The 24,321-nt window shown below is 72.1% G+C and carries 25 protein-coding genes; 7 read left to right on the top strand and 18 right to left on the bottom strand.

Going from position 1 to position 24,321, the window contains the following annotated elements; all coding sequences use genetic code 11:
• Positions 1-82: 82 nt before the first annotated feature.
• The 3 genes from AC0VY3_RS30045 to afsQ1 are packed head-to-tail and all read right to left on the bottom strand — an operon-like array spanning position 83 to position 2,924.
• The gene (locus AC0VY3_RS30045; protein WP_103512206.1) at positions 83-724 is read right to left on the bottom strand and encodes a hypothetical protein; all 642 of its coding nucleotides are present in this window, start codon (positions 722-724) and stop codon (positions 83-85) included.
• Positions 721-2,250, bottom strand: a complete 1,530-nt coding sequence (locus AC0VY3_RS30040) for a sensor histidine kinase (RefSeq protein WP_103512207.1) — start codon at positions 2,248-2,250, stop codon at positions 721-723. The genes AC0VY3_RS30045 and AC0VY3_RS30040 overlap by 4 nt, the downstream gene beginning before the upstream one ends.
• Positions 2,247-2,924: a two-component system response regulator AfsQ1 gene (afsQ1, locus tag AC0VY3_RS30035; protein WP_006127084.1), complete on the bottom strand. Its 678-nt coding sequence runs from the start codon at positions 2,922-2,924 to the stop codon at positions 2,247-2,249. The genes AC0VY3_RS30040 and afsQ1 overlap by 4 nt, the downstream gene beginning before the upstream one ends.
• 182 nt (positions 2,925-3,106) lie before the next feature.
• On the opposite strand from afsQ1, the gene AC0VY3_RS30030 reads away from it, so the two are divergent.
• Positions 3,107-3,877, top strand: a complete 771-nt coding sequence (locus AC0VY3_RS30030; RefSeq protein ID WP_103512208.1) for a SigE family RNA polymerase sigma factor — start codon at positions 3,107-3,109, stop codon at positions 3,875-3,877.
• On the opposite strand, the gene AC0VY3_RS30025 is transcribed toward AC0VY3_RS30030, so the two are convergent.
• The 3 genes from AC0VY3_RS30025 to AC0VY3_RS30015 all read right to left on the bottom strand — a co-directional run bounded on the left by AC0VY3_RS30025 (position 3,828) and on the right by AC0VY3_RS30015 (position 6,197).
• Positions 3,828-4,571, bottom strand: a complete 744-nt coding sequence (locus tag AC0VY3_RS30025) for an RICIN domain-containing protein (RefSeq protein ID WP_475551023.1) — start codon at positions 4,569-4,571, stop codon at positions 3,828-3,830. The genes AC0VY3_RS30030 and AC0VY3_RS30025 overlap by 50 nt on opposite strands.
• A gap of 74 nt (positions 4,572-4,645) precedes the next feature.
• Positions 4,646-5,038 carry a helix-turn-helix domain-containing protein gene (locus AC0VY3_RS30020; RefSeq protein WP_258047392.1) on the bottom strand — a complete coding sequence of 131 codons (393 nt, stop codon included), beginning with the start codon at positions 5,036-5,038 and terminating at the stop codon, positions 4,646-4,648.
• Between the two features lie 451 nt (positions 5,039-5,489).
• A complete protein-coding gene (locus AC0VY3_RS30015; protein ID WP_103512209.1) occupies positions 5,490-6,197 on the bottom strand; it encodes a uridine kinase family protein in 708 nt (235 codons plus the stop codon).
• A gap of 62 nt (positions 6,198-6,259) precedes the next feature.
• Between AC0VY3_RS30015 and AC0VY3_RS30010 the strand changes: the two genes are divergently transcribed.
• Positions 6,260-6,679 carry a hypothetical protein gene (locus tag AC0VY3_RS30010; protein ID WP_103512210.1) on the top strand — a complete coding sequence of 140 codons (420 nt, stop codon included), beginning with the start codon at positions 6,260-6,262 and terminating at the stop codon, positions 6,677-6,679.
• A gap of 78 nt (positions 6,680-6,757) precedes the next feature.
• Here the strand turns inward: AC0VY3_RS30010 and AC0VY3_RS30005 are convergent, their stop codons facing one another.
• Genes AC0VY3_RS30005 through deoC form a run of 3 tightly spaced genes read right to left on the bottom strand, consistent with a single transcriptional unit; the run spans position 6,758 to position 10,057 of the window.
• Positions 6,758-7,675 (bottom strand): aldehyde dehydrogenase family protein, encoded by a 918-nt coding sequence (locus AC0VY3_RS30005; protein WP_103512211.1) that lies wholly within the window; start codon positions 7,673-7,675, stop codon positions 6,758-6,760.
• On the bottom strand, positions 7,665-9,104 hold the full coding sequence (locus AC0VY3_RS30000) for an aldehyde dehydrogenase family protein (RefSeq protein ID WP_103512212.1): 1,440 nt from the start codon (positions 9,102-9,104) through the stop codon (positions 7,665-7,667). The genes AC0VY3_RS30005 and AC0VY3_RS30000 overlap by 11 nt, the downstream gene beginning before the upstream one ends.
• A gap of 5 nt (positions 9,105-9,109) precedes the next feature.
• Positions 9,110-10,057, bottom strand: a complete 948-nt coding sequence (gene deoC, locus AC0VY3_RS29995; RefSeq protein WP_103512213.1) for a deoxyribose-phosphate aldolase — start codon at positions 10,055-10,057, stop codon at positions 9,110-9,112.
• Positions 10,058-10,191: 134 nt separating this feature from the next.
• Between deoC and AC0VY3_RS29990 the strand changes: the two genes are divergently transcribed.
• Positions 10,192-10,830 carry a PH domain-containing protein gene (locus AC0VY3_RS29990; RefSeq protein WP_103512214.1) on the top strand — a complete coding sequence of 213 codons (639 nt, stop codon included), beginning with the start codon at positions 10,192-10,194 and terminating at the stop codon, positions 10,828-10,830.
• A gap of 74 nt (positions 10,831-10,904) precedes the next feature.
• Here AC0VY3_RS29990 and AC0VY3_RS29985 read toward each other — a convergent pair whose 3' ends face one another.
• From AC0VY3_RS29985 to AC0VY3_RS29975, 3 genes are all read right to left on the bottom strand, one after another.
• Positions 10,905-12,545 carry a phospho-sugar mutase gene (locus tag AC0VY3_RS29985; protein WP_103512215.1) on the bottom strand — a complete coding sequence of 547 codons (1,641 nt, stop codon included), beginning with the start codon at positions 12,543-12,545 and terminating at the stop codon, positions 10,905-10,907.
• Between the two features lie 254 nt (positions 12,546-12,799).
• Positions 12,800-13,624 carry a purine-nucleoside phosphorylase gene (locus AC0VY3_RS29980; protein WP_103512216.1) on the bottom strand — a complete coding sequence of 275 codons (825 nt, stop codon included), beginning with the start codon at positions 13,622-13,624 and terminating at the stop codon, positions 12,800-12,802.
• A 115-nt stretch (positions 13,625-13,739) separates the two neighbouring features.
• Positions 13,740-14,177, bottom strand: a complete 438-nt coding sequence (locus AC0VY3_RS29975; RefSeq protein ID WP_015610940.1) for a gamma-glutamylcyclotransferase family protein — start codon at positions 14,175-14,177, stop codon at positions 13,740-13,742.
• A gap of 294 nt (positions 14,178-14,471) precedes the next feature.
• Between AC0VY3_RS29975 and AC0VY3_RS29970 the strand changes: the two genes are divergently transcribed.
• Together AC0VY3_RS29970 and AC0VY3_RS29965 are read left to right on the top strand one after the other, a co-directional pair.
• A complete protein-coding gene (locus tag AC0VY3_RS29970) occupies positions 14,472-15,911 on the top strand; it encodes an NAD(P)H-quinone dehydrogenase (protein WP_103512217.1) in 1,440 nt (479 codons plus the stop codon).
• 186 nt (positions 15,912-16,097) lie between these two features.
• On the top strand, positions 16,098-17,060 hold the full coding sequence (locus tag AC0VY3_RS29965) for a DeoR/GlpR family DNA-binding transcription regulator (RefSeq protein ID WP_103512218.1): 963 nt from the start codon (positions 16,098-16,100) through the stop codon (positions 17,058-17,060).
• Positions 17,061-17,161: 101 nt separating this feature from the next.
• Here the strand turns inward: AC0VY3_RS29965 and AC0VY3_RS29960 are convergent, their stop codons facing one another.
• Both AC0VY3_RS29960 and AC0VY3_RS29955 read right to left on the bottom strand, forming a co-directional pair.
• The gene (locus AC0VY3_RS29960) at positions 17,162-17,740 is read right to left on the bottom strand and encodes a TetR/AcrR family transcriptional regulator (RefSeq protein WP_475551754.1); all 579 of its coding nucleotides are present in this window, start codon (positions 17,738-17,740) and stop codon (positions 17,162-17,164) included.
• A 138-nt stretch (positions 17,741-17,878) separates the two neighbouring features.
• Positions 17,879-19,633 (bottom strand): acetyl/propionyl/methylcrotonyl-CoA carboxylase subunit alpha, encoded by a 1,755-nt coding sequence (locus tag AC0VY3_RS29955; protein ID WP_475551022.1) that lies wholly within the window; start codon positions 19,631-19,633, stop codon positions 17,879-17,881.
• A 352-nt stretch (positions 19,634-19,985) separates the two neighbouring features.
• On the opposite strand from AC0VY3_RS29955, the gene AC0VY3_RS29950 reads away from it, so the two are divergent.
• Positions 19,986-20,441 (top strand): hypothetical protein, encoded by a 456-nt coding sequence (locus AC0VY3_RS29950; RefSeq protein ID WP_475551021.1) that lies wholly within the window; start codon positions 19,986-19,988, stop codon positions 20,439-20,441.
• Positions 20,442-20,508: 67 nt separating this feature from the next.
• Here AC0VY3_RS29950 and AC0VY3_RS29945 read toward each other — a convergent pair whose 3' ends face one another.
• From AC0VY3_RS29945 to AC0VY3_RS29930, 4 genes are all read right to left on the bottom strand, one after another.
• Complete coding sequence (locus tag AC0VY3_RS29945; RefSeq protein WP_103512222.1) at positions 20,509-21,120, bottom strand: nucleoside triphosphate pyrophosphatase; 612 nt, start codon at positions 21,118-21,120, stop codon at positions 20,509-20,511.
• A 90-nt stretch (positions 21,121-21,210) separates the two neighbouring features.
• Positions 21,211-21,339, bottom strand: coding sequence for a morphogenic membrane protein MmpB (mmpB, locus tag AC0VY3_RS29940; RefSeq protein ID WP_010058523.1), 129 nt, complete (start codon positions 21,337-21,339; stop codon positions 21,211-21,213).
• Between the two features lie 75 nt (positions 21,340-21,414).
• Positions 21,415-21,621, bottom strand: a complete 207-nt coding sequence (locus AC0VY3_RS29935; RefSeq protein WP_137232025.1) for an acyl-CoA carboxylase epsilon subunit — start codon at positions 21,619-21,621, stop codon at positions 21,415-21,417.
• Positions 21,622-21,650: 29 nt separating this feature from the next.
• Positions 21,651-23,231 (bottom strand): acyl-CoA carboxylase subunit beta, encoded by a 1,581-nt coding sequence (locus tag AC0VY3_RS29930; protein WP_030086854.1) that lies wholly within the window; start codon positions 23,229-23,231, stop codon positions 21,651-21,653.
• A 155-nt stretch (positions 23,232-23,386) separates the two neighbouring features.
• On the opposite strand from AC0VY3_RS29930, the gene AC0VY3_RS29925 reads away from it, so the two are divergent.
• Positions 23,387-24,256 (top strand): biotin--[acetyl-CoA-carboxylase] ligase, encoded by an 870-nt coding sequence (locus AC0VY3_RS29925; protein WP_103512224.1) that lies wholly within the window; start codon positions 23,387-23,389, stop codon positions 24,254-24,256.
• Positions 24,257-24,321: the final 65 nt, after the last annotated feature.

Below are 24,321 nucleotides of genomic sequence, written 5' to 3'. Positions count from 1 at the left end.
ATCGGTTCCGTGCCCTCGCGGCCCGCTGCGTACGAACGCCCCTTCGGGCACGACCGCACGGGCGCGGGGCACCCGGCCCGCGTCAGTCCAGCCGGATCGCGTCCGGGGTGGCCAGATCGCCCGGCCGGGTCTTCGTCTGCGAGGTGCACAGATAGCCGCGCGGCGGATAGTCACCGGGCCCGCCCAGCACCACCGAACCGTCCCGGACCAGCGTCTCGCTCTCCGCGTACGTGCACACCAGCTGGGCCAGCGCCTCCGCCGACAGGTCCTCCGGCTGACTGCTCAGCCGCAGGGCGCCCGCCGGATCGCCGTCCCGGGCCGGATCCACCCGCAGCCCCGCCGGAACCGCGGTGGTGAACCCGGCCCGCCGCTCGCTCGCGGGCGGCGCCTGCTGGACCTCCTTGAGCAGCGCGCGGGCGACCGCCACCCGGTCGGAGCCGACCGCCTCCGCCGTCACCGGACGGTCCACGGTGACCAGCTGCGAGGCGCACACCAGATACACCTCGGCTGTCACACTGTCCGGCGACCGGGTGGTGACGTCGGAGGACGACAGCCGGCACGGTACCCGGGAGGGCGCGGCGCCCGCGTCCACCGGCACCGAGGTCGTACGGATCCCGCACCCGGAGGCCAGCGCCCCGGCCGCCACCAGGACGGCCAGCGAGACGACCGTGCGCCGCCGCAGCGGGCTCCGCCTCCGGTGGTACGTCACATCGCCGCGCTTCACGTCGCCCCGTCCTCGTCCGGGGCCCCCGTGCCCGCCTCGTCGTTCCGTGCGAGCTTCTCGGCGTCGCGCGGCAGCCGCAGCTCGAAGACCGCGCCGCCGTCCGGGGAGTTCGCCGCCGTGATGTCACCGCCGTGGATGTGCGCGTTCTCCATGGCGATGGAGAGGCCGAGCCCGCTGCCCTCCGACCGCGGCCGGGAGGCGCTGGCCTTGTAGAACCGGTCGAAGACGTGCGGCAGCACATCCTCGGGGATGCCCGGACCGTGGTCCCGTACCTCGATCACCAGCTCCTCGCTCTCGGTCCGCACCCGGACGCCCACCGGCGAACCGCCGTGCTTGAGGGCGTTGCCGATCAGATTGGCCAGGATCACATCCAGCCGGCGCGGGTCGAGCCGGACCAGCATGCCGCGCTCCGCGTCCAGGTCCACCGCGTCCAGCCAGGCCCGCGCGTCGATGCACGCGGTCACCTGGTCGGCGACGTCGACCGTGTCCAGCACCAGCCGGGCCGTGCCCGCGTCGAAGCGGGTCACCTCCATCAGGTTCTCCACCAGGTCGTTCAGCCGCCGGGTCTCGCTGACCACCAGGTGCACGGCGGGCGCGATCATCGGATCGAGGGTGTCCGCCTCGTCCTCCAGCACCTCCGCCACCGCGGTGATCGCCGTCAGCGGGGTGCGCAGCTCGTGCGACATGTCGGCGACGAACCGGCGGCTCGCCTCCTCCCGCGCGCTCATGTCCGCGACCTTCTTCTCCAGCGAGCTCGCCGTTCTGTTGAACGTACGGGAGAGATCGGCGAGTTCGTCCGTGCCGGAGACGGTGAGCCGGGTGTCGAGCTTGCCCTCGCCGAGCTTGCGGGCCGCGTCGCCGAGCCGCTGCACCGGGCGCAGCACCGTCGTCGCGGCAGCCTGCGCGAGCAGCGCCGAGCCGACCAGCGCGAGGGCGGTCGCGATCCCCAGCGACCAGGCCAGCGAGTTGAGGTCCTGCCGTTCCTGGTCGAGGGACTTGAGCATGTAGCCGGTCGGGCCGCCGCCGATGATCCGCGTACCGGCGACCAGATACGGCGTGCCCGCGATGCTCGTCCGCTGCCAGAACAGGTGGTACTCGTGCTCGTTGCTCGACGTCAGCGGCTGCTTGCGGGCCACCTGCTTGCGCAGCGAGTCCGGCACGTCGGACAGCGTGAAGGTGTCCAGGTCGGAGTAGCCCACGATCGGCTTGCCGCGCTCCCGCTCGGCCTCCAGCAGCACGCTGTAGCCCGGGCCGCTGGACGCCATCTCCCCGGCGGCCCGTTGGAGGTCGTCCTTGGTGGGACGCGTCGGCAGCCCCGCGGCGGTGTCCTGCATCTGCCGCCGGAAGTCGCCGAGCGCGGTGTCCTGGGTACGGGTCAGCACGGCCTCGCGGTTCAGCCAGTACGCGATCCCCGACGCGGACACCGCTGCCACCAGCGCCACCAGCGCGAACACGACGACCAGCCGCATGCGCAGACTGGTCCAGCGCAGGCCGGCGCGCAGCGACCGCTTGGCGGTTTCGGTCACTGAGGCGAGTCCAGCCGATAGCCCACGCCCCGCACCGTACGGATCAGGGTCGGCGAGGACGGCACGTCCTCCACCTTGGCGCGCAGCCGCTGCACACAGGCGTCCACCAGCCGGGAGTCGCCCAGGTAGTCGTGCTCCCACACCAGACGCAGCAACTGCTGTCTGGACAGGGCCTGGCCGGGCCGGCGGCTCAGCTCCAGCAGCAGCCGCAGCTCGGTCGGCGTGAGCTGCAGATCCTCCCCGTCCTTGGTGACGGTCATGGCGGAGCGGTCGATCACCACGTTGCCGAAGGTCGCCGAGTCGGTCGACTCGCGCTCCCCGCGGCGCAGCACCGCCCGGATCCGGGCGTCCAGCACCCGGCCCTGGACAGGTTTCACCACATAGTCGTCCGCGCCGGACTCCAGTCCCACCACGACGTCGATGTCGTCGCTGCGCGCGGTCAGCAGAATGATCGGCAGTTGGTCGGTGCGGCGGATCCGCCGGCACACCTCGAAACCGTCGATCCCGGGCAGCATCACATCCAGCACGACCAGGTCGGGCCGCTGCTCGCGCAGCAGCTCCAGGCCGTCCTCTCCCGTCGCCGCGGTGGCCACACGGTGGCCCTGGCGTGACAGCGAGAGTTCGAGGGCCGTGCGGATGGCGTCGTCGTCCTCGATCAGCAACAGGAAAGGCACGAACGTCATTCTGGCCCATGGTGGCGCTTCAGTTCGACCTGTGGTCCGGTCCGATTGTCCGGGCACGGTCGCAACTGCCCCTGTGACAGGCCTGTGACAGTCGGGGGACAGTGCCATGAAACTGCCCCGGCAAGCTCTTGGTCAGCAGGGAACGAACGGACTCCACCGATAGGGGGCGCGAGATGAACGCACTGCACAGCACCAGCTCAAGCGCAGTTGTCACGCGTCTCCACGACGTCGGGCGGAGCACGGAGAAGTCCGGCGTGACGAACGTACGGGGGTGTGTTCGAAGCGCCGGGCGTCAGCATCTGCCGTCGCAGTCGACGTACATGACGGTGGTTGACGCACCCACGGGGGACGTGGGGGGCAACGGGAGGAGCGCGTACGGGAAGGCCACGGGGGATCGCACCACTGGGGCGGAGAACGCGGACGCCGAAGCGGCGTTCACGGCTTACGTCCAGGAGCGACGGGCCTCCCTGTACGCGACCGCCTACCACCTGACCGGCGACCGGTTCGAGGCCGAGGACCTGCTCCAGAGCGCCCTGTTCTCGACGTACCGGGCCTGGGACCGGATCAGCGACAAGGCGGCGGTCGGCGGCTATCTGCGCCGCACCATGACCAACCTGCACATCAGCGCCTGGCGCAGGCGCAAGCTCAACGAATACCCGACCGAGGAGCTGCCGGAGACGGTGGGCGACACGGACGCGATGCGCGGCACGGAGCTGCGGGCGGTGCTGTGGCAGGCACTCGCCCGGCTGCCCGAACTCCAGCGCACGATGCTGGTCCTGCGGTACTACGAGGGCCGCACCGACCCGGAGATCGCGTCCATCCTCGACATCAGTGTCGGCACGGTGAAGTCCAGCATCTGGCGCTCCCTGCGCCGGCTGCGCGAGGACGAGGTCCTCAGCTTCGGACGTGACGAGCAGGAGTCCTTCGGCGAGCTGGTGGCCTGAGGCTGGGCCCTCCGCTTCGGGGGAGGCGGGGGCCACGGGGGAAGTACGGGGGAGCAGTGAAACGGGGACCGAGGGGACCCGGGGGAAACGGGGGAGTACGGGGAAAGCCCATCGCTTCGGGGGAGGCGGGGGGCCACGGGGAAACGGTTGACGCAGCGGGGTCGTACGGGCCGGGGGGCCTGTACGACCCCGCTGTCCGTGCGCCCGGGACCCGTCCCGACTGCTGCTCGGCCGGGACCTGTCCCCACTCCTGCCGGCCCCCGGTGACGCAGGGAAGAGCATGCAGGCCGCCGGCGCCCTCGTCCAGGCACCGCCCGGTCGACACGTTCGCCAGGCGGACGGCTTCGTCCTCCCGGCTGGTGAGTGTCCATTTCTGGGCGGCCCGGCCGTCGCACGGCCGGGCCGCCACCTCGCGGCCGCCGTCGTCCAGACACCGACCGGTGGCGTGATTCCGGAGCTGGTGCGCACCGTCCGCCGAGGAACGTACGTCCCACCGCTGGTAGGACATCCCGTTGCACGGGTAGGAGCGCAGGCCGTGGTCGAGGCTGGAGTCCAGACAGTTTCCGGTGGCCCGGCTGACGAAGACACGGGTGGCCCCCGCGCGTTCCGACGCCCCGGCCGACGCCGCCTCGTTCCGTACGCGCCCTGCCTCGGCCGCGCCGTGCGAGGGAGGACCCGAGGGGCCGAGGGGCAAGGTCAGGAGGGCGACGACGAATCCGGCCGCGAGCCCGGTGAGGCCCCCTGCTGCCGCCGCGGCGGTGCGGCTGGTCAGGGCGGTGCGCAGCCGAGGGCCCGGAGCGGAGGACGGCGGCGGAGCCGGTGCGTCGGCCGCCGGTGGATCCGGCGGGTCCGGCGGGCCCGCCGGGTTGGGCAGGTTGGGCGGGTCCGGGGCCTCGGGCCGCGAGGGCGGTTGGGCCGGGCTGCGGTCCGCGGCCTCCCACAGAGTCCGGTACGCGTAGGGGCCGCCCCCAGCGCCCGGCACAGATCACGGACGACGGGCCAGGGCGGGACGGTGTCGCCGCGGAAGTAGCGGGACAGGGACGAGTCGCTGATGCGTACCTGCTCCTCCAGAGCCCGCAACGTGCGGCCCGAGCGCTGCTGCAGGGCCCGTAACGCCGCGCCCAGCTCCACCGCATCCTCACGTCGTCCGCGTTCGGTCATCGAGGACGTCTCCCTGAGGGGCCGGAAACGGTGTCCCGTTCGGTGCTGCGTGTCCCGGGACACGCACGTCCCAGCAGGTCGGAACTGTATTTATCCCGACATCGCCGAAGCAACCGGGATCCGGTTGTGGGAGGGGATCAACCTGCCGAAACTCGCCTTACCGGCAGCGCGGATCACCGCCGCGCAGCGCCTCCGCGGATCACCTGCACGAGTGAGCGCGCCGGTGTTCACGGCCACGGCGGCACAGCCGGCCGAGGCCGCTCCGTCCACTCCCGCGGGACAGCCGTCCCGCTTCGCAGCAAGGAGAGAGTCATGTCGTTCCGCAAGCGCATCTACGCCGCCTACGACGAGGCCCCCTGCTGGCCCGGGGACTGCCGGGCACGGGGGCGTGATGGTGCGGAGGGCCGGGCCGGCCCTCCGCACCGCGCGGTTGCCGTCGACGCGCCGAGCGTTATGCCGTCTCGCGCCCCACCGGCGTGCGCCGGCACCGCCCCGCCGCCGCGGCGGCGAACCGCCCCAACGCCTCCTCCTTGCCGCAGGGATACGCCCCCAGAGCCGTCTGACGCGCCACGATGCGCCGCTCGGCCCGCATCAGCCGCCAGCCGCGCCGCAGCAGGAACGGCACCGACTTGCGGCCCTCGCGCAGATCGCGCACCAGTCGGCGGCGGAACGTCGTGGCCGGCCGGCCACGCAGGCACAGCGCGTCCGCCAGCAGGCCCAGCTCCTGGCAGCGCCGCACGATGTCCGCCGCGAAGATGCCCTCCGCCACGAACAGCGGCGACCGCTCGATGTGGAAGGTCTCGTGGCCCGTGCGGGAGCTGGTGGCGATGTCGTACACCGGAACGTCCGTACGGCCCCACCGGCACAGCTCGGCGATGGCGGCCACCGCCGCCTCCGCGTCCCAGGACACGGCTGAGTCCCAGTCGATGTCCGTGGAGCCGGGTACCCGGGGCAGCGTCGGGTCACCCGTCTCCTTGTAGAAGTCGTCGAGGCGCAGCACCGGAAGGCCGGTGCGGGCTGCCAGCACGGACTTGCCGGAGCCGGAGGGGCCCGCGAGCAGCACGACGCGGGTCGGGATCGGTTGGGAACTCACAGAACAGAAGTGTGAGGCATTGACCCGCGCAGGGGACCCCTCGGGCCTCCTGTTGGTATCCAGCATCACACCTCAACTACTCTGCGCGTACGGACGATTACCCGACCAGGCTCGATCAGGTGGAAAACATGGCACTTCATGCACGTAAGCCCGAACGTCGCGCCCTGCTGCGCGCCGGTCTGACCTTCACCGCGCTGGGAGCCGCCCTGGGGGCCGGTGCGGGCGCCGCGCAGGCCGTCCAGCTCCCGGCCGCGGCCGAGGTCCCGGAGCAGGGCGTCTCCGCCCTCCAGGCGGTCGGTGAGACGGCCGGGCCCGCGGTGACCAGCGCGCTCGGGACCTCGCTGGCCAGCAGCGTCGCCCCGATCACCGACCTCCAGCTGGACCCGCTGGCGGGCACCGGGGTGGATCCGCTGGACAACGCCGTGGGCACCCAGATCGCCGACTTCAAGCCGGTGACCACGGCGATCGTCACCGACCCGATCACCAGCGGCGGCGCGCTGAGCGATCTGCCCGTGGTCGGTTCGGTGACCAAGCTCGTCACCGGCTGACGCACGCGGACACGGCGAACGGGGCCGCCCCGGGGTGGGAGGGCGGCCCCGTCCGGGCGCCTGGCGGGCGGTCCGTACTCAGTACGAGGAGCCCGCGGCTCCCAGTGCGCCCGTCGGGTGCCAGACCGTCTTGGTCTCCAGGAAGGCCGTCAGGCGGTGCGTGCCGGGGGAGGCCGACCAGTCGGCGGAGTCCGACGCGCCGTCCGCGTTCACGGGCTGGGGGCGCAGCACGCGCTTCAGGTTGTCCGCCGCCGCGATCTCCAGCTCCTTGGCCAGCGCGGTGTCCGCGCCGGTGAGGTCGATCGCGTTGACGTCCTGGTGGGCGGCGAGCGGGGCGGCGAGCTCCGCCGTGACGCCGGACAGGATGTTGACAACGCCGCCGGGAACGTCCGAGGTGGCCAGCACCTCGCCCAGCGACAGCGCCGGCAGCGGGGCGTCCGCCGAGGCGATGACGACCGCCGTGTTGCCGGTCGCGATCACCGGGGCGATCACCGAGACCAGGCCGAGGAACGACGACCTCTGCGGTGCCAGGACCGCGACGACGCCCGTCGGCTCCGGGGTGGAGAGGTTGAAGAACGGGCCCGCGACCGGGTTGGCCCCGCCCGCGATCTGGCCGATCTTGTCGGTCCAGCCCGCGTACCAGACCCAGCGGTCGATCGCCGTGTCCACCACGGCCGCCGCCTTGGACTTCGACAGCCCCTCGGAGGCGGCCACCTCGCGGACGAACTGGTCCTTGCGGCCCTCCAGCATCTCCGCGACGCGGTAGAGGACCTGGCCGCGGTTGTACGCGGTCGCGCCCGACCAGCCGCCGAACGCCTTCCGCGCGGCCACGACCGCGTCACGGGCGTCCTTGCGGGAGGACTGCGGCGCGTTGGCCAGCCATGCGCCCTTGGAGTCGGTCACCTCGTACACCCGGCCGCTCTCGGAGCGGGGGAACTTGCCCCCGACGTACAGCTTGTAGGTCTTGAAGACGCCAAGTCGGTTGTTATCGGACATCGAGGTACGCCTCCAGGCCGTGGCGGCCGCCCTCGCGGCCGAAGCCCGACTCCTTGTAGCCGCCGAACGGCGACGTCGGGTCGAACTTGTTGAACGTGTTGGCCCAGACGACGCCCGCACGGAGCTTGTTCGCCACCGCGAGGATGCGGGAGCCCTTCTCCGTCCAGATGCCGGCCGAGAGGCCGTACTGACTGTTGTTGGCCTTGGCGACCGCCTCGTCCGGGGTACGGAACGAGAGCACCGAGAGCACCGGGCCGAAGATCTCGTCACGGGCCACCGTGTGGGCCTGGGTGACGTTGGTGAAGAGCGTCGGCGCGAACCAGTAGCCCGACGACGGCAGTTCGCACGGCGCGCTCCAGCGCTCCGCGCCCTCCGCCTCGCCGGTCTCCACCAGGGACGTGATCCGGGCCAGCTGCTCGGCGGAGTTGATCGCGCCGATGTCGGTGTTCTTGTCCAGCGGGTCGCCCAGGCGCAGCGTGGAGAGCCGGCGCTTCAGCGCGTCCAGCACCTCGTCCTGGACCGACTCCTGGACCAGCAGCCGGGAGCCCGCGCAGCAGACCTGGCCCTGGTTGAAGAAGATGCCGGTGACGATGCCCTCGACGGCCTGGTCGATCGGGGCGTCGTCGAACACGATGTTCGCGCCCTTGCCGCCCAGCTCCAGCGTGACCTTCTTGTCCGTGCCCGCGACGGAGCGCGCGATGGCCTTGCCGACGGCGGTCGAACCGGTGAAGGCGACCTTGTCGACGTCCGGGTGCGTGACGAGGGCCTCGCCCGCGTCCCCGTACCCCGTCAGGATGTTGACGACACCCTTCGGCAGACCCGCCTGGCGGCAGATGTCCGCGAAGAACAGCGCGCTCAGCGGCGTCGTCTCGGCGGGCTTCAGGACCACCGTGTTGCCGGTGGCGAGCGCCGGGGCGATCTTCCACGCGAGCATCAGCAGCGGGAAGTTCCACGGGATGACCTGGCCCGCCACGCCCAGCGGGCGCGGGTTGGCCCCGTACCCCGCGTGGTCCAGCTTGTCGGCCCAGCCCGCGTAGTAGAAGAAGTGCGCCGCGACCAGCGGGAGGTCCGCGTCGCGGGTCTCCTTGATCGGCTTGCCGTTGTCGAGGGTTTCGAGAACGGCGAGCTCGCGGCTGCGCTCCTGGATGATCCGGGCGATCCGGAACAGGTACTTCGCGCGCTCGGAGCCGGGCAGTGCCGACCACTTCTCGAACGCCTTGCGTGCCGCCTTCACGGCCCGGTCCACGTCCGCCGCGCCCGCCCGGGCCACCTCGGAGAGGACTTCCTCACTGCTCGGCGAGACGGTCTTGAAGACCTTGCCGTCGGCGGCCTCGGTGAACTCGCCGTCGATGAACAGCCCGTAGGACGGGGCGATGTCGACGACGGAACGGGACTCCGGCGCCGGTGCGTACTCGAATGCGGATGCCATGGCTATCAGTCCACCGTCACGTAATCGGGGCCGGAGTAACGGCCGGTGCTGAGCTTCTGGCGCTGCATCAGCAGGTCGTTGAGGAGGCTGGAGGCGCCGAACCGGAACCAGTGCGGGTCCAGCCAGTCCTCGCCCGCCGTCTCGTTCACCAGGACCAGGAACTTCACCGCGTCCTTGGTGGTGCGGATGCCGCCGGCCGGCTTCACACCGATCTGTACGCCGGTGGCCGCCCGGAAGTCCCGGACCGCCTCCAGCATCAGGAGGGTGTTGGCCGGGGTGGCGTTGGTGGCCACCTTGCCGGTCGAGGTCTTGATGAAGTCCGCGCCCGCCAGCATCCCGATCCAGGAGGCCCGGCGGATGTTGTCGTACGTGGACAGCTCGCCGGTCTCGAAGATCACCTTGAGGCGGGCGGACCCGCACTCCGCCTTCACGGCGAGGATCTCCTCGTACACCTTCAGGAACCGGCCGGAGAGGAACGCCCCCCGGTCGATCACCATGTCGATCTCGTCGGCCCCGGCCGCCACGGCCTCGCGGACGTCCGCGAGCTTGACGTCCAGCGCGGCGCGGCCCGCCGGGAAGGCGGTCGCCACGGACGCCACCTTCACTCCGGAGCCGGCCAGCGCGGCGGCGGCGGTGGCCGCCATGTCGGGGTAGACGCAGACCGCGGCGGTGCGCGGCGTCGTGCGGTCGGTCGGGTCGGGGTTGACGGCCTTGGCGGCGAGAGCCCGGACCTTGCCCGGGGTGTCCGCGCCTTCCAGCGTCGTCAGGTCGATCATCGAGATGGCGAGATCGATGGCGTACGCCTTGGCCGTCGTCTTGATCGAACGGGTTCCGAGGGAGGCGGCGCGCGCTTCGAGGCCGACGGCGTCGACGCCGGGCAGCCCGAACAGGAAGCGGCGCAGCGCACTGTCGGACGCCGTCGCGTCGGAAAATGCGGGAGCAGTGGTGGGCATGGTCACCACATGAGCATATCTACGCGCGTAGCGACCTGTACAGGGGGCCGGGCCATCCGTGCGATCCGCCTCGGGGGCGCGAGCGCGGACGGGCGCTCCGCCGGGGCGGACGCCCGTCAGGCAGAATCGGCCCCATGACGAGCCCCACACCTCCCGCAGAGCCGCCCCACGGCGACCGGACCTACCGTTCCGTGGCCGCACTGGTCTGCGGGTCGCTGCTGCTTCTGCTGATCGCCTGGATGGCCGGGGACGCCATGATCCGGGGCGAGGGCCGGGTGCCGTGGCTCGCGGCGGCCGCGCTGCTCCTCGTGGTGCCGCTGGTCGTGGCGTTCACCCTGCGGCCCGCCGTCTTCGCGAACGACGAGCGCATCCGGATCCGCAATCCGTTCCGGACGGTCCAGCTCCCCTGGACCGAGGTCGCCGACGTACGGGCCTCGTACTCCTCCGAGCTGCTCGCCCAGGACGGTACGAAGTACCAGCTGTGGGCGATCCCCGTCTCGCTGCGCGCCCGCAAGCGCGCGGCGCGCAGCGCCGCCCGGGCGGCCCACGACGACCCCTACGGCCGTACGTCGGTCAGCGCCGACGTCCGTGACACCGCCGCGCGCACCGCGTCCGCCGACCAGACCGTCCGCGACCTGCGGGACATCGCCGAGCGGGCCGGTGACACGACCCCCGATGGCGCGGACCGGGGCTCGGTGCGCTGGGCGTACGAGGTGATCGCCCCGGCCGTCGCGGGCGCCGTCCTGCTGGTGGTGCTGGGGGCGACCGGCTGAGGCCGACGCCACCGGACGCCGAAGGGCCGGCACACCCGGGAGGGGTGCCGGCCCTTCGGCGTGAAAGCGGTCCGTCAGATCCCCGCAGCCGCCGCGAGGTCCCGCTTGATCCCGGCGAGCAGTTCCGCGCCCCGGGCCCGCGCGGCGGGCAGCCCGGCCGCGTCCGCCACCGGGACGACGACCTCCAGGTAGCACTTCAGCTTCGGCTCGGTGCCGCTCGGGCGGACGATCACCCGGGCGCCCTCCAGGTGGTAGCGCAGCCCGTCGGTGGGCGGCAGCCGGTCCGTGCCCTGCGACAGGTCCTCGGCCGAGGTGACGGCGAGGCCGGCCAGCGCGGTCGGCGGCTGCTCACGGAGCCGGGCCATGGCGTCCGCGATGACCGACAGGTCCTCCACCCGCACCGAGAGCTGGTCGGTGGCGTGCAGCCCGTGGGCCAGGGCCAGGTCGTCCAGCAGGTCCAGCAGCGTACGGCCCTGCTCCTTGAGCACGGAGGCGAGCTCGGCGACGAGCAGGGCGGCGGTGATGCCGTCCTTGTCGCGGACGCCCTCGGGGTCGACGCAGTAGCCGAGCGCCTCCTCGTAGCCGTACCGCAGACCGTCCACCCGGGCGATCCACTTGAAGCCCGTCAGGGTCTCCTCGTAGCCGAGGCCCGCCTTCTCGGCGATCCGGCCGAGCAGCGAGGACGACACGATCGACTCGGCGAACACTCCGCTCGCGCCCCGCTCCACCAGGTGCGCGGCGAGCAGCGCGCCCACCTCGTCGCCGCGCAGCATCCGCCAGCCGCCCTCCGTGGCGGTGTCGGGCACGGCGACGGCGCAGCGGTCCGCGTCCGGGTCGTTGGCGATGATCAGGTCCGGCGCGGCCCGGCGCGCGGTGGCGAACGCGAGATCCATCGCGCCGGGCTCCTCCGGGTTCGGGAAGGCCACGGTGGGGAACGCGGGGTCGGGCTCGGCCTGCTCGGTGACGAGGACCGGCTCCGGGAAACCGGCCCGCGCGAACGCGGCGGTCAGCACGGACGTGCCGACGCCGTGCATCGCCGTGTAGACCGTGCGCGCGGTACGGGGGCTGCCGGCGGACAGGACCGCGTCCGTACGGGCGAGATAGGCCTCCAGCACCTCCTCGCCGAGGGTCTGCCAGCCGTCCTCGGGGCGTACGACGTTCGCCAGCGGGCCGACCGCTGCGATGGCCGCGGCGATCTCGCCGTCGGCCGGGGACACGATCTGCGAGCCGTCGCCGAGGTAGACCTTGTAGCCGTTGTCGCGCGGCGGGTTGTGGCTGGCGGTGACCTCGACACCCGCGACCGCCCCCAGATGCCTTATGGCGTACGCCAGTACGGGGGTGGGGAGCGGGCGGGGGAGCACGGCGGCGCGGAGTCCGGCACCGGTCATCACGGCCGCCGTGTCGCGCGCGAAGTCCGCCGACTTGTACCGGGCGTCGTAGCCGATGACGACGAGCCCGCCCTCCTCGCCCCGGGCCTTGAGATAGGCGGCGAGGCCCGCCGCCGCCCGGATCACCACGGACCGGTTCATCCGCATCGGCCCGGCCCCGAGCTCCCCGCGCAGTCCGGCGGTGCCGAACTGGAGCGTGCCCGCGAAACGGGCCGCGAGCTCCTGGGTGTCACCCGCCTCGACGATCGCGCCCAGCTCCGCGCGCGTCTCGGGGTCGGGGTCCTCGGCCAGCCAGTTCCTGGCCTGCGCGATGAGGTCGTGCTGCACGGGGTCCGCCTTTCGGGGGGTGCGGAAGGGGGTACGGGGTGGTGATGGTGGGGTGCGGGCGGCCCGGGGCGAGGCCGGGGCTCCGCCCCGGACCCCGGTCCTCAAACGCCGGACGGGCTGACATGCCCCGCCGGACCGACCGCCGATAAGGCCGCCGGCCGGGCTGAAATACGCCCGGACCGGCTGCGGCAGGCCCTGGGACCGGTCGTCGAACTGCCGCCTGCAGGGCGACGACGGCAGTTCGACGGCAGGCCCTAGATGCGTTCCAGCACCCGCGCCAGCAGTGCGCCCATCCGGGTCGCCGAGTCGCGGCCGGCCTGGAGGACCTCCTCGTGGTTGAGGGGTTCTCCGGACAGGCCCGCCGCCAGGTTGGTGACCAGGGAGAGGCCGAGGACCTCGGCGCCCGCCTCGCGGGCCGCGATGGCCTCCAGGACCGTGGACATGCCCACCAGGTCGCCGCCCATGACCCGGACCATGTTGATCTCGGCCGGGGTCTCGTAGTGCGGGCCGGGGAACTGGACGTACACGCCCTCTTCGAGGGAGTCGTCGATCTCCTTGCACAGCGCGCGCAGCCGCGGGGAGTACAGGTCGGTCAGGTCGACGAAGTTGGCGCCGATGATCGGGGAGGCGGCCGTCAGGTTGATGTGGTCGCTGATCAGGACCGGCTGCCCCGGGCGCATGCCCTCGCGCAGACCGCCGCAGCCGTTCGTCAGGACGACGGTCTTGCAGCCCGCGGCCACCGCCGTACGGACCCCGTGGGCGACGGCGGCGACGCCCCGGCCCTCGTAGTAGTGCGTGCGGCCGAGGAAGACCAGCGCGCGCTTCTCGCCGATCTTGTACGAGCGGACCGTGCCGCCGTGGCCCTCGACGGCGGGCGCCGGGAAGCCCGGCAGCTCGGTCACGGGGAACTCGGCCTCCGGGACGCCGAGCGCTTCGCCCGCGGGCGCCCAGCCGGAGCCCATGACCAGGGCGACGTCATGGGTCTCGGCGCCGGTCAGCTCGCGCAGACGGGCGGCGGCCCCGGCAGCGGCTGCCTGCGGGTCGCCCTGGATGTTGTCCGGAATAACAGATGCGTTCACGCAGATGAGCGTAACCGCTGAATCCCTACGCGCGTAGATGCACGGGCGCAAAGACGCGTCGGAGGCCTTTGTGCGTTCGCACGAAGAGGGCTCGGCCGGACCTGTTCCGCCCAGGTCAGCAGGGGCGCTTGCGCAGTCCCATCACATAGTCGTGAGGTGCGCCGGCCGATTCCGCGGCGTCGGCGATTTCACCGAGGTAGCGCGCCGAGGGCAGCCCGCCCTCGTATCCGTTCAGCACGTACATCCAGGCCGGCTCCTCGCCGTCCAGGGTGTGCACCCGCACCCGCATGCGCCGGTATATGTCCAGCCCGACGCCCTCCCAGCGGTCCATGGAGTCCTCGTCCATCGGCGCCAGGTCGTACAACGCGACGAAGACCTGGGAGCGCGGCGCCTCCACCACGGTGGCCAGCGCCCCCTCCCAGCCCATCTGCTCCCCGCCGAAGGTCAGCCGCCAGCCGTTGAGCCAGCCGGTGCTGCGCATCGGGGAATGCGGTGCGCGGCGGGTCATCAGCCGCGCGTCGAGGTTGCCGGCGTACGCGGCGTAGAGCGACATGGGACCGAGGGTACGGGAGGTGGGCGCGGGAGCGCCGGTTCCTGTGACGAAGGCCCCGGTCGGGGGAGTGCGGGGAGGGGCGCGGCACCGGCTCCGGCGGCCCGTCCCCGTACGCCGGAAGCTCTGGTTCCCGTACGGCGGACGCCCTCTTTCCCGTATGGAGGGCCCCGGGGCGAAGCACTTTGGCGCGTGCGGGACAATGGAGTACGTACTGCATTCCCCCGGGGCGATCCCCCGGACCCCCGGCCGGGGCGGCAGGCGGCCGCGGGTTACACAACGCGAGGCGGACTTTTCGTGACCCGGATCGTGATCATCGGCGGCGGCCCCGGCGGCTACGAGGCAGCCCTGGTGGGCGCCCAGCTCGGCGCGGAGGTGACCGTCGTCGACTGCGACGGTCTGGGCGGGGCCTCGGTCCTCACCGACTGCGTGCCCTCGAAGACCCTGATCGCGACGGCCGAGGTGATGACCACCTTCGACTCCTCCTACGAGGAGCTCGGCATCATCGTCGCCGACGACACCCCGCACATAGAGCAGGCTGCCCGGGTCGTCGGCGTGGACCTCGGCAAGGTCAACCGCCGGGTCAAGCGCCTCGCGCTCGCCCAGTCCCACGACATCACCGCCTCCGTCACCCGGGCCGGCGCCCGCGTGATGCGCGGCCGGGGCCGGCTCGACGGGCTCCAGGCGGCCGACGGATCCCGCCAGGTCGTCGTCACCGCCGCCGACGGCACCGAGGAGCGGCTCACCGCCGACGCCGTGCTGATAGCGACCGGCGGCCACCCGCGCGAGATCCCGGACGCGCAGCCGGACGGCGAGCGCATCCTGAACTGGACCCAGGTCTACGACCTCGACGAGCTCCCCGAGGAACTCATCGTGGTCGGATCCGGCGTCACCGGCGCCGAGTTCGCCGGGGCCTACCAGGCGCTCGGCTCCCGCGTCACCCTCGTCTCCTCCCGCGACCGGGTGCTGCCCGGCGAGGACCCGGACGCCGCCGCCGTCCTGGAGGACGTCTTCCGCCGCCGCGGCATGAACGTCATGGCCCGCTCCCGCGCCCAGTCCGCCAAGCGCGTCGGCGACCGGGTCGAGGTGACGCTGGCCGACGGCCGGGTCATCACCGGTTCGCACTGTCTGATGGCGGTCGGCGCGATCCCGAACACCGCGGGCATGGGCCTGGAGGAGGCCGGCGTACGGCTCAAGGACTCCGGGCACATCCTCACCGACCGGGTCTCGCGCACCAGCGCCCCTGGCGTCTACGCGGCCGGCGACGTCACCGGGATCTTCGCGCTGGCCTCGGTCGCCGCGATGCAGGGCCGGATCGCGATGTACCACTTCCTCGGCGACGCGGTCGCCCCGCTGAACCTCAAGGCCGTCTCCGCCAACGTCTTCACCGACCCGGAGATCGCCACCGTCGGCTACAGCCAGGCCGAGGTCGACGCGGGCAAGATCGAGGCGCGGGTGGTGAAGCTGCCGCTGCTGCGCAACCCGCGCGCCAAGATGCAGGGCATCCGCGACGGCTTCGTCAAGATCTTCTGCCGTCCCGGTACGGGGATCGTGGTCGGCGGCTGCGTGGTCGCTCCGCGCGCCAGCGAGCTGATCCACCCCATCTCGCTCGCGGTCGACAACAATCTGACGGTGGAGCAGATCGCGAACGCATTCACGGTGTACCCGTCCCTGTCCGGATCGATCGCCGAAGTGGCCCGGCAGTTGCACACCCGCAAGCTCACGGGCGAGGGCTGAGCACCCGGGAAACCCGACATTCCGCAGCAAGCCCCGGCAGTCCGGACAGTGCTGTGACCGCCTGACGATCACCACCGAACAACAAAGGGGCCTCCTATACCACTTGGAGGCCCCTTTGAAGTGCAACTTCTGTTATTCGGCGCAAACTGCTGAAAACTCGGCGACGGCCAGGTTACTGTCAGTTTCGTGTTCGCTGCAGAACGTCGTCAGTTGATCCTCGAAATGGTGCGTGCCAACGGGGCGGTATCGCTCCGTGAGCTCGCCCGCGTCGTCCAGACCTCCGAAGTGACCGTACGGCGGGACGTGCGGGCACTGGAGGCAGAAGGACTCCTCGACCGCCGGCACGGCGGTGCGGTCTTGCCGGGCGGTTTTACGCGGGAGTCCGGCTTTCCGCAGAAATCCCATCTCTCCACCGCGGAGAAGACAGCAATCGCCGACCTGGCCGCGGGTCTTGTCGGTGAGGGCGAGGCCATCGTGGTCGGCGCCGGCACGACCACGCAGGAGCTGGCCCGACGGCTCGCGCGGGTCCCCGGTCTGACCGTCGTCACCAACTCCCTGCTGGTGGCCCAGGCGTTGGCCCACGCCAACCGGGTCGAAGTCGTCATGACCGGCGGCACCCTGCGCGGGAGCAACTACGCGCTGGTGGGCAGCGGGGCCGAGCAGTCCCTCCAGGGGCTGCGGGTCTCCCGGGCCTTCCTCTCCGGGAGCGGCCTCACGGCGGAGCGTGGCCTGTCCACCTCCAACATGCTCTCGGCCAGCGTCGACCGGGCTCTGGTGCAGGCCGCCGCGGAGGTGGTGGTCCTGGCCGACCACACCAAGCTCGGCTCGGACACCATGTTCCAGACGGTGCCCACGGAGCTGATCACGCGTCTGGTGACGGACGAGCCGCCGCTCCATGACGAGCGGGCCGTCGCCGAGCTCCAGGCCCTGGCGGACCAGGGCGTGGAGATCACGGTGGCCGGACCGGAGTCGGACGCGTCCGGCGGCGACGGCCCCCCACCGGGGAGCCGGCCCCGCCGTGACATGCCGCTGCCCGGCCAGCGACGCACGCAGAACGGCGGCCTCGGCCCGCAGCTGCGCAGCGCTTCCGCCCTGGCGGACGTGCCGGGCGAACAGCGGGCCCGGGTGGCGGACCTGCGCCGACGGTAGGCCCGGGTCGGGGGCGCTGCCCCCGAACCCCCGCTCGTCCGTATTCCAGCCCCTCCGGCGTTTGAGGAGCGGGGCCCGGGGCGCAGCCCCGAAAAGCCCCGCTACTTCAGCCCGCGCAGCGTCAGCCGCAGCAGTCGCTCCGCCAGCTCCGGATCGTCCGGCGACTGCTCGGCCGCCAGCGCGATCGCATTGGTCAGCTGCAACAGATCGTCGATCGAGACATCGCCCCGCACCGACCCGCTCTCCTGGGCCCGGCGCAGCAGCCCCGCGCCCGCCTCCCGGAGCGGCAGATGGCACTGCACGAGTGCCGAGGTCTCGTCGCGCGAGGCGGACATCAGGCCGTGTGCCAGGCCGCGGTACTCACCCGCATGAGTGACGATCGCACCCAGCCACTCCACCAGCGCCCGGCACGGGGCCTCCGCCGCCGCCAGCTCCCGTGAGCGGTCCAGGAGTGAGCACAGGGCGTCCTGGAAGACCGCGTTCATCAGCGCGTCCCGGTTCGGGAAGTGCCGGTAGAGGGTGCCGATGCCCACGCCCGCCCGCCGGGCGATGTCCTCCAGCGAGGCGTCCGTGCCGTGCTCGGCGAAGGACCTGCGCGCTTCGCCCACCAGCCGGTCGTGGTTCCGGCGCGCGTCCGCGCGCATCGGCCGCGCCGGCGGTTGCGCCGTGCTCGTCTCCATCGGGATCGCCCCTGCCATGGCTTCCGCCCCTCCCTCGGTCCCTCAGGACCTTCGTGGGTTCCAGGATGCCACTGGTGACGAAGGGGCCCGGCCCACGTCTCATGACGCGGTCCGGGCCCCTTCGGAGCATCGCGGCGGTCAGTCCTTGATCTCGCAGATCAGGGCGCCGGAGGAGACGGACGCGCCGACTTCGGCGGTGAGGCCCTTGACGGTGCCGGAGCGGTGCGCGTTGAGCGGCTGCTCCATCTTCATGGCCTCCAGGACGACGACGAGGTCGCCCTCCTTGACCTCCTGGCCCTCCTCCACCGCGATCTTGACGATGGTGCCCTGCATGGGCGAGGCGAGGGAGTCGCCGGAGGCGGCGGAGCCGGCCTTCTTGGCCGCGCGGCGCTTCGGCTTGGCGCCGGCCGCGAGGCCCGTCCGGGCCAGGCTCATGCCCAGCGAGGAGGGCAGCGAGACCTCCAGGCGCTTGCCGCCGACCTCGACGACGACGGTCTCGCGTCCGGCCTCGTCCTCCGCGTCCGCGTCGGCGGGCGCGGCGAAGGGCTTGATGGTGTTGACGAACTCGGTCTCGATCCACCGGGTGTGGACGGCGAACGGGTCCGCGGTGAAGGCGGGGTCGGCGACGACGGCCCGGTGGAACGGGATCGCGGTGGCCATGCCCTCGACCTGGAACTCCGCCAGTGCGCGGGCGGCGCGCTGGAGCGCCTGCTCACGCGTCGCGCCGGTCACGATCAGCTTGGCGAGGAGCGAGTCCCAGGCCGGGCCGATCACGCTGCCGGACTCGACGCCCGCGTCCAGGCGGACGCCGGGGCCGGTCGGCGGGGCGAAGGTGGTGACGGTGCCGGGGGCGGGCAGGAAGCCGCGGCCCGGGTCCTCGCCGTTGATCCGGAACTCGAAGGAGTGCCCCCGCACGGCCGGGTCGTCGTAGCCGAGCTCCTCGCCGTCGGCGATACGGAACATCTCGCGTACGAGGTCGATGCCGGTGACCTCTTCGGTGACCGGGTGCTCGACCTGGAGGCGGGTGTTGACCTCCAGGAAGGAGATCGTGCCGTCGACGCCGACCAGGAACTCGACGGTGCCCGCGCCGACGTAGCCGGCTTCCTTCAGGATCGCCTTGGACGCCGCGTACAGCTCGTCGTTCTGCGCCTGGGTCAGGAAGGGGGCCGGGGCCTCCTCCACGAGCTTCTGGTGGCGGCGCTGGAGCGAGCAGTCGCGGGTGGAGACCACGACGACGTTGCCGTGGGTGTCGGCCAGGCACTGGGTCTCCACGTGGCGGGGCTTGTCGAGGTAGCGCTCGACGAAGCACTCGCCCCGGCCGAAGGCGGCGACGGCCTCGCGGACCGCGGAGTCGTACAGCTCCGGGATCTCCTCCAGCGTGCGGGCCACCTTCAGACCGCGGCCGCCGCCGCCGAAGGCGGCCTTGATCGCGATCGGGAGGCCGTTCTGCTCGGCGAACGCGACGACCTCCTCGGACCCGGAGACCGGGTCCGGGGTGCCGGCGACGAGCGGGGCGCCGGCGCGCTGGGCGATGTGCCGGGCGGCGACCTTGTCGCCGAGGTCGCGGATCGCGGCCGGCGGCGGGCCGATCCAGGTCAGCCCGGCGTCCAGGACCGCCTGGGCGAACTCCGCGTTCTCCGACAGGAATCCGTACCCGGGGTGGATCGCGTCCGCCCCCGAGTCGGCCGCGGCCTGCAGCACCTTGGCCATGTCCAGATAGCTGGCGGCCGGGGTGTCACCGCCCAGAGCGAACGCCTCGTCGGCGGCCCGGACATGCAGAGCGTCCCGGTCCGGCTCGGCGTAGACCGCGACACTCGCGATCCCCGCGTCCCGGCACGCCCGAGCAACGCGGACAGCGATTTCGCCACGGTTGGCGATGAGCACCTTGCGCACGATGACTCCCTCCTCGAAACAAGCTGAGTTTAGGGACTACCGACACGGCCGTACGACCCGTCCCCAATGGTGAGCTTGCCCACACGGAGTGTGATCCGAGGCTTGCCCCAGTAGTGAAATCCCTTGTGGCACCACGGTACGCCGGGATCCTCAACCGCACAGTAACCACCCGGTGTGGTGCAGGTCTCTGTCCTTACGGTCAACGCCTCACGGCGTTTCTTTGTGGACTCCCTACGAACGGCCGCTGGATTCTTTGCCCGCCGCCCGGGCCGTTCAACCTCTTGTCCGACGGAATACCCATGAGTAGGGTCCGCGCTACGCACGTACCAGAGGTAACAGGGGTGGGACGCAGATGCGCAGACCGGTGGCGATCGTGACGGCGCTCGTGCTGTTCGGGGAGGCGGTGGGCATCGTGCTCATCAACGCCGTCCTGGCCACGGTCGCGGAGAACCAGAACATGTCGCTCGCCGGAATGGACCCGGACGCCATGTCGACCGGCACCTGGGTGATGGGCGGCGTCTCCGGGCTGCTGCTGGTCCTGTGCGGGCTGACAGCGCTCATCGTCGGGATACGCGACCGCGCTCCGGGGCGCGCCGGACGGATCGTCCTGATCGGCTGCGCGGTCGTGCACGGTGTCCTCGGCGCGGTCACCGTCGGTCTGGTGGGCTGGGGCGCCTTCGCGTTCATGATGGTGGTGCTGGCCCTGCTGGTGCTCACTCTGGTGTCGTACGGCCCCGAGACCCGGGCCGACGACAGCGGCGGCACCGACGACACGGCGGGCGGGAAGACGGCCCCGGCGCCGGCCTAGGGCCAGGCCTCGCCCGGCAGGCGGCAGTTCGACGACCGGTCCCAGGCGGTGTCCGGCGGCTCCGGTCTCAGACCCACAGCTCCGTGACGGAGACGTCCAGCTCGCCCAGCAGTCGCCGCAGCAGCGGCAGCGAGAGCCCGATGACATTGCCGTGGTCGCCGTCGATGGAATCGACGAACGGCGCCGAGCGGCCGTCCAGGGTGAACGCCCCCGCGACATGGAGCGGTTCGCCCGAGGCGACATAGGCGGCGACCTCGGCGTCGCTCGGCTCGCCGAACCGTACGACGGTGGACGCCGTCGCCGATGCCGTACGGCCGGTGGCGGTGTCGATCACGCTGTGGCCGGTCTGCAGGACGCCGGACCGGCCGCGCATCGACTTCCAGCGGGCGGTGGCCTCCTCGGCGTCGGCGGGCTTGCCGAGCGCCTCGCCGTCCAGCTCCAGCACCGAGTCGCAGCCGACGACCAGGGCGCCCGCCGTCTCGGGGCGCTCCGCGACCGCCGCGGCCTTGGCACGGGCCAGGACGAGCGCCAGCTCCGCGGGGGTCGGTGCGCTCAGGGCGTCCTCGTCCACACCGCTGACGATCACCTCGGGGGCGAACCCGGCCTGGCGCAGCAGGCCGAGACGGGCAGGGGAGGCGGAGGCGAGCACGAGACGGCGCTGATCAGTCATGCGGGCCATCGTAGAAGGGCCCGGAAGGGCCGTGGACCCCGCAGTGCCCGGCGGGCGCACCGCCGGGCCGCCGTACCGCTCGGTGGACGCCGAGGCGGATCAGTGGATGCCGAGCACGAACATCGCCACCAGCATCGCCAGCGCCAGCAGCACGCCGGCTCTGCGCATCATCGCCTGGGCGTCGCGCAGTTCCTTCGGCGGCTTGTTCTCGGGGTCGGACCACAGCATGCCTCCGATCCTGCTGCGCCGGGCGCCGCCCCGCCTGAGTACGGGTACTCAAGAGTCCGCGGCGCCCGGTTCCGCTCAGGCCGGCCAGTACGTCCGGGCCCAGGCGCGGGGGCCCGGACGCGGGCGGTCCGTGCGGGCGATGCGCCCCGGGTCGGACCACTGCTCGGGCGGCAGCGGCGCGCCGGACGACACGGCGGACGCCGCCGCGGCGCGCGCCCGGACCACCGCCAGTGCGGCGGCCAGCTCCTCCGGGGTGGGATTGCCCCGTACGACCTTGATCATGGGCAGGCCTCTCTGGGAAGTGCCGACGGCTACAGCGGGATGTTGCCGTGCTTCTTCGGGGGAAGGGATTCCCGCTTCGTACGGAGTTGACGCAGGCCCTTGACGATGTGGGCCCGGGTGTCGGACGGCATGATCACCGCGTCGACGTAACCGCGCTCGGCCGCCACGTACGGGTTGAGCAGCGCGTCCTCGTAGTCCGTCATCAGCTCGGCACGGGTGGCGTCCGGGTCCTCGGCGGCGGCGATGGTGCGGCGGTGCAGGATGTTCACCGCGCCCTGCGCCCCCATGACGGCGATCTGCGCGGTCGGCCAGGCCACGTTCAGGTCGGCGCCCAGGTGCTTGGAGCCCATCACGTCGTACGCCCCGCCGAACGCCTTGCGGGTGATGACGGTGATCAGCGGGACCGTCGCCTCCGCGTAGGCGTAGATCAGCTTCGCGCCGCGCCGGATGATGCCGCCGTACTCCTGGTCCACGCCCGGCAGGAAGCCCGGTACGTCCACGAAGGTGATGACGGGGACGTTGAACGCGTCGCAGGTGCGGACGAAACGGGCCGCCTTCTCGCTGGCGTTGATGTCCAGGCAGCCGGCGAACTGCATCGGCTGGTTGGCGACGATGCCGACCGGGTGGCCCTCGACCCGGCCGAAGCCGGTGATGATGTTCGGCGCGAACAGGGCCTGGGTCTCCAGGAACTCGGCGTCGTCCAGGACATGCTCGATCGCGGTGTGCATGTCGTACGGCTGGTTCGCCGAGTCCGGGATCAGCGTGTCCAGCTCACGGTCCTCGTCGGTGGTGGCGAGGTCCGCCTCCTCCGGGAAGGCCGGGGCCTCGGAGAGGTTGTTCGAAGGCAGGTACGACAGCAGTGACTTGACGTACTCGATGGCGTCCTTCTCGTCGCCCGCCATGTGGTGCGCCACCCCGGAGGTGGTGTTGTGCGTACGGGCGCCGCCCAGCTCCTCGAAGCCGACGTCCTCACCGGTGACCGTCTTGATGACGTCGGGGCCGGTGATGAACATGTGCGAGGTCTGGTCCACCATCACCGTGAAGTCGGTGATCGCGGGGGAGTAGACCGCGCCGCCCGCGCACGGGCCGACGATCAGCGAGATCTGCGGGATCACCCCGGAGGCGTGCACATTGCGGCGGAAGATCTCGGCGAACAGGCCGAGCGCCACGACGCCCTCCTGGATCCGCGCGCCGCCGCCGTCGTTGATGCCGATCACCGGACAGCCGGTCTTCAGCGCGAAGTCCATGACCTTGACGATCTTCTCGCCGTAGACCTCGCCGAGCGAACCGCCGAAGATCGTGAAGTCCTGCGAGTACACGCAGACCGGGCGGCCGTCGACCGTGCCGTAACCGGTGACGACACCGTCCCCGTACGGGCGGTTCTTCTCGATGCCGAAGTTGGTGGAGCGGTGCCGGGCGAACTCGTCGAGCTCCACGAAGGAGCCCTCGTCCAGCAGCAGCTCGACCCGCTCACGGGCCGTCAGCTTGCCCTTGGCGTGCTGCTTCTCGACCGCACGGGCCGAACCGGCGTGCGTCGCTTCGTCGATGCGGCGCGTCAGGTCCGCGAGCTTGCCCGCGGTGGTGTGGATGTCGCTTAGCGGCTCGGACATCGGGGGGCGGCTCCCTGCCTGGTCACGGGGACGACGTCTGGCACCGGTCACGGGGGGACGGCCAGCCGTCAGTCCGGCTCTGGCTACTGACTCGTAGGGTATCGGCGCGCCTGCGGAAAGGCAGTGCGTCCTTTGCCACACCTAGGCTGGGTTGCATGACACCACCGGATGCGCCACACAACCGCTGGTCGGACCTGGACCGGCCGCCCCTCAACGTGACCGCGCTGCGCCGCGGACTGCTCCGGCCGGACGCGCTGTGGACGTCGCTGGAGGTCGTGGAGTCCACCGGGTCCACCAACACCGACCTGGCAGGACAGGCCCGTACCGGGGCGGCGGGCGAGGGCACCGTGCTGGTCGCCGAGGAGCAGACGGCCGGGCGCGGACGGCTGGAGCGGACCTGGACCGCACCGCCCCGCTCCGGGCTCTTCCTCTCCGTCTACCTGGAGCCCGGCGACATCCCCGTGGAGCGGTGGGGCTGGGTGCCGCTGCTGGCCGGGGTCGCCGCCGCGACCGGGCTCGCGAAGTCGGCGGGTGTCGACATGTCGCTGAAGTGGCCCAACGACCTGCTCGTCTCCGTGGAGGGCGAGGAGCGCAAGACGGGCGGCATCCTCGGCGAGTTCGCCGGGGACGGCATCGTCGTCGGCCTCGGCATCAACGTCTCGCTGCGCGCCGACGAGCTGCCCGCCCCCACCGCCGGATCGCTGGCGCTCGCCGGAGCTGTCTCCACCGACCGCGAGACCCTGCTGCGCGCCGTCCTGCGCTCGCTGGAGGACTGGTACGGCCGGTGGAAGGCGGCCGGCGGCGACGCGGCCGCGAGCGGGCTCCAGGCCGCCTACGCGGCGGGCTGCGCGACCCTGGACCGGACCGTGCGGGCCGAGCTGCCGGGCGGGAAGTCGCTGGTCGGCGAGGCGGTCGCGATCGACGGCGACGGGCGGCTCGTCCTCTCCACCGAGGGCGGGCTCCAGCAGCCGGTGTCGGCCGGGGACATCGTCCATCTGCGGGGCGCGGCGGGCGGCCTGACCTGAGGCGGCTCCCGCCCCCGATGGGTGCGGGGGCGGATACCGCGTATGCCTGAGTTGTCACGCGCGAC

It is taken from the genome of Streptomyces sp. iso_384 (assembly GCF_056172905.1).
Note: the sequence above shows the minus strand (reverse complement) of the source record. Positions and strands in the feature narration are given on the sequence as shown.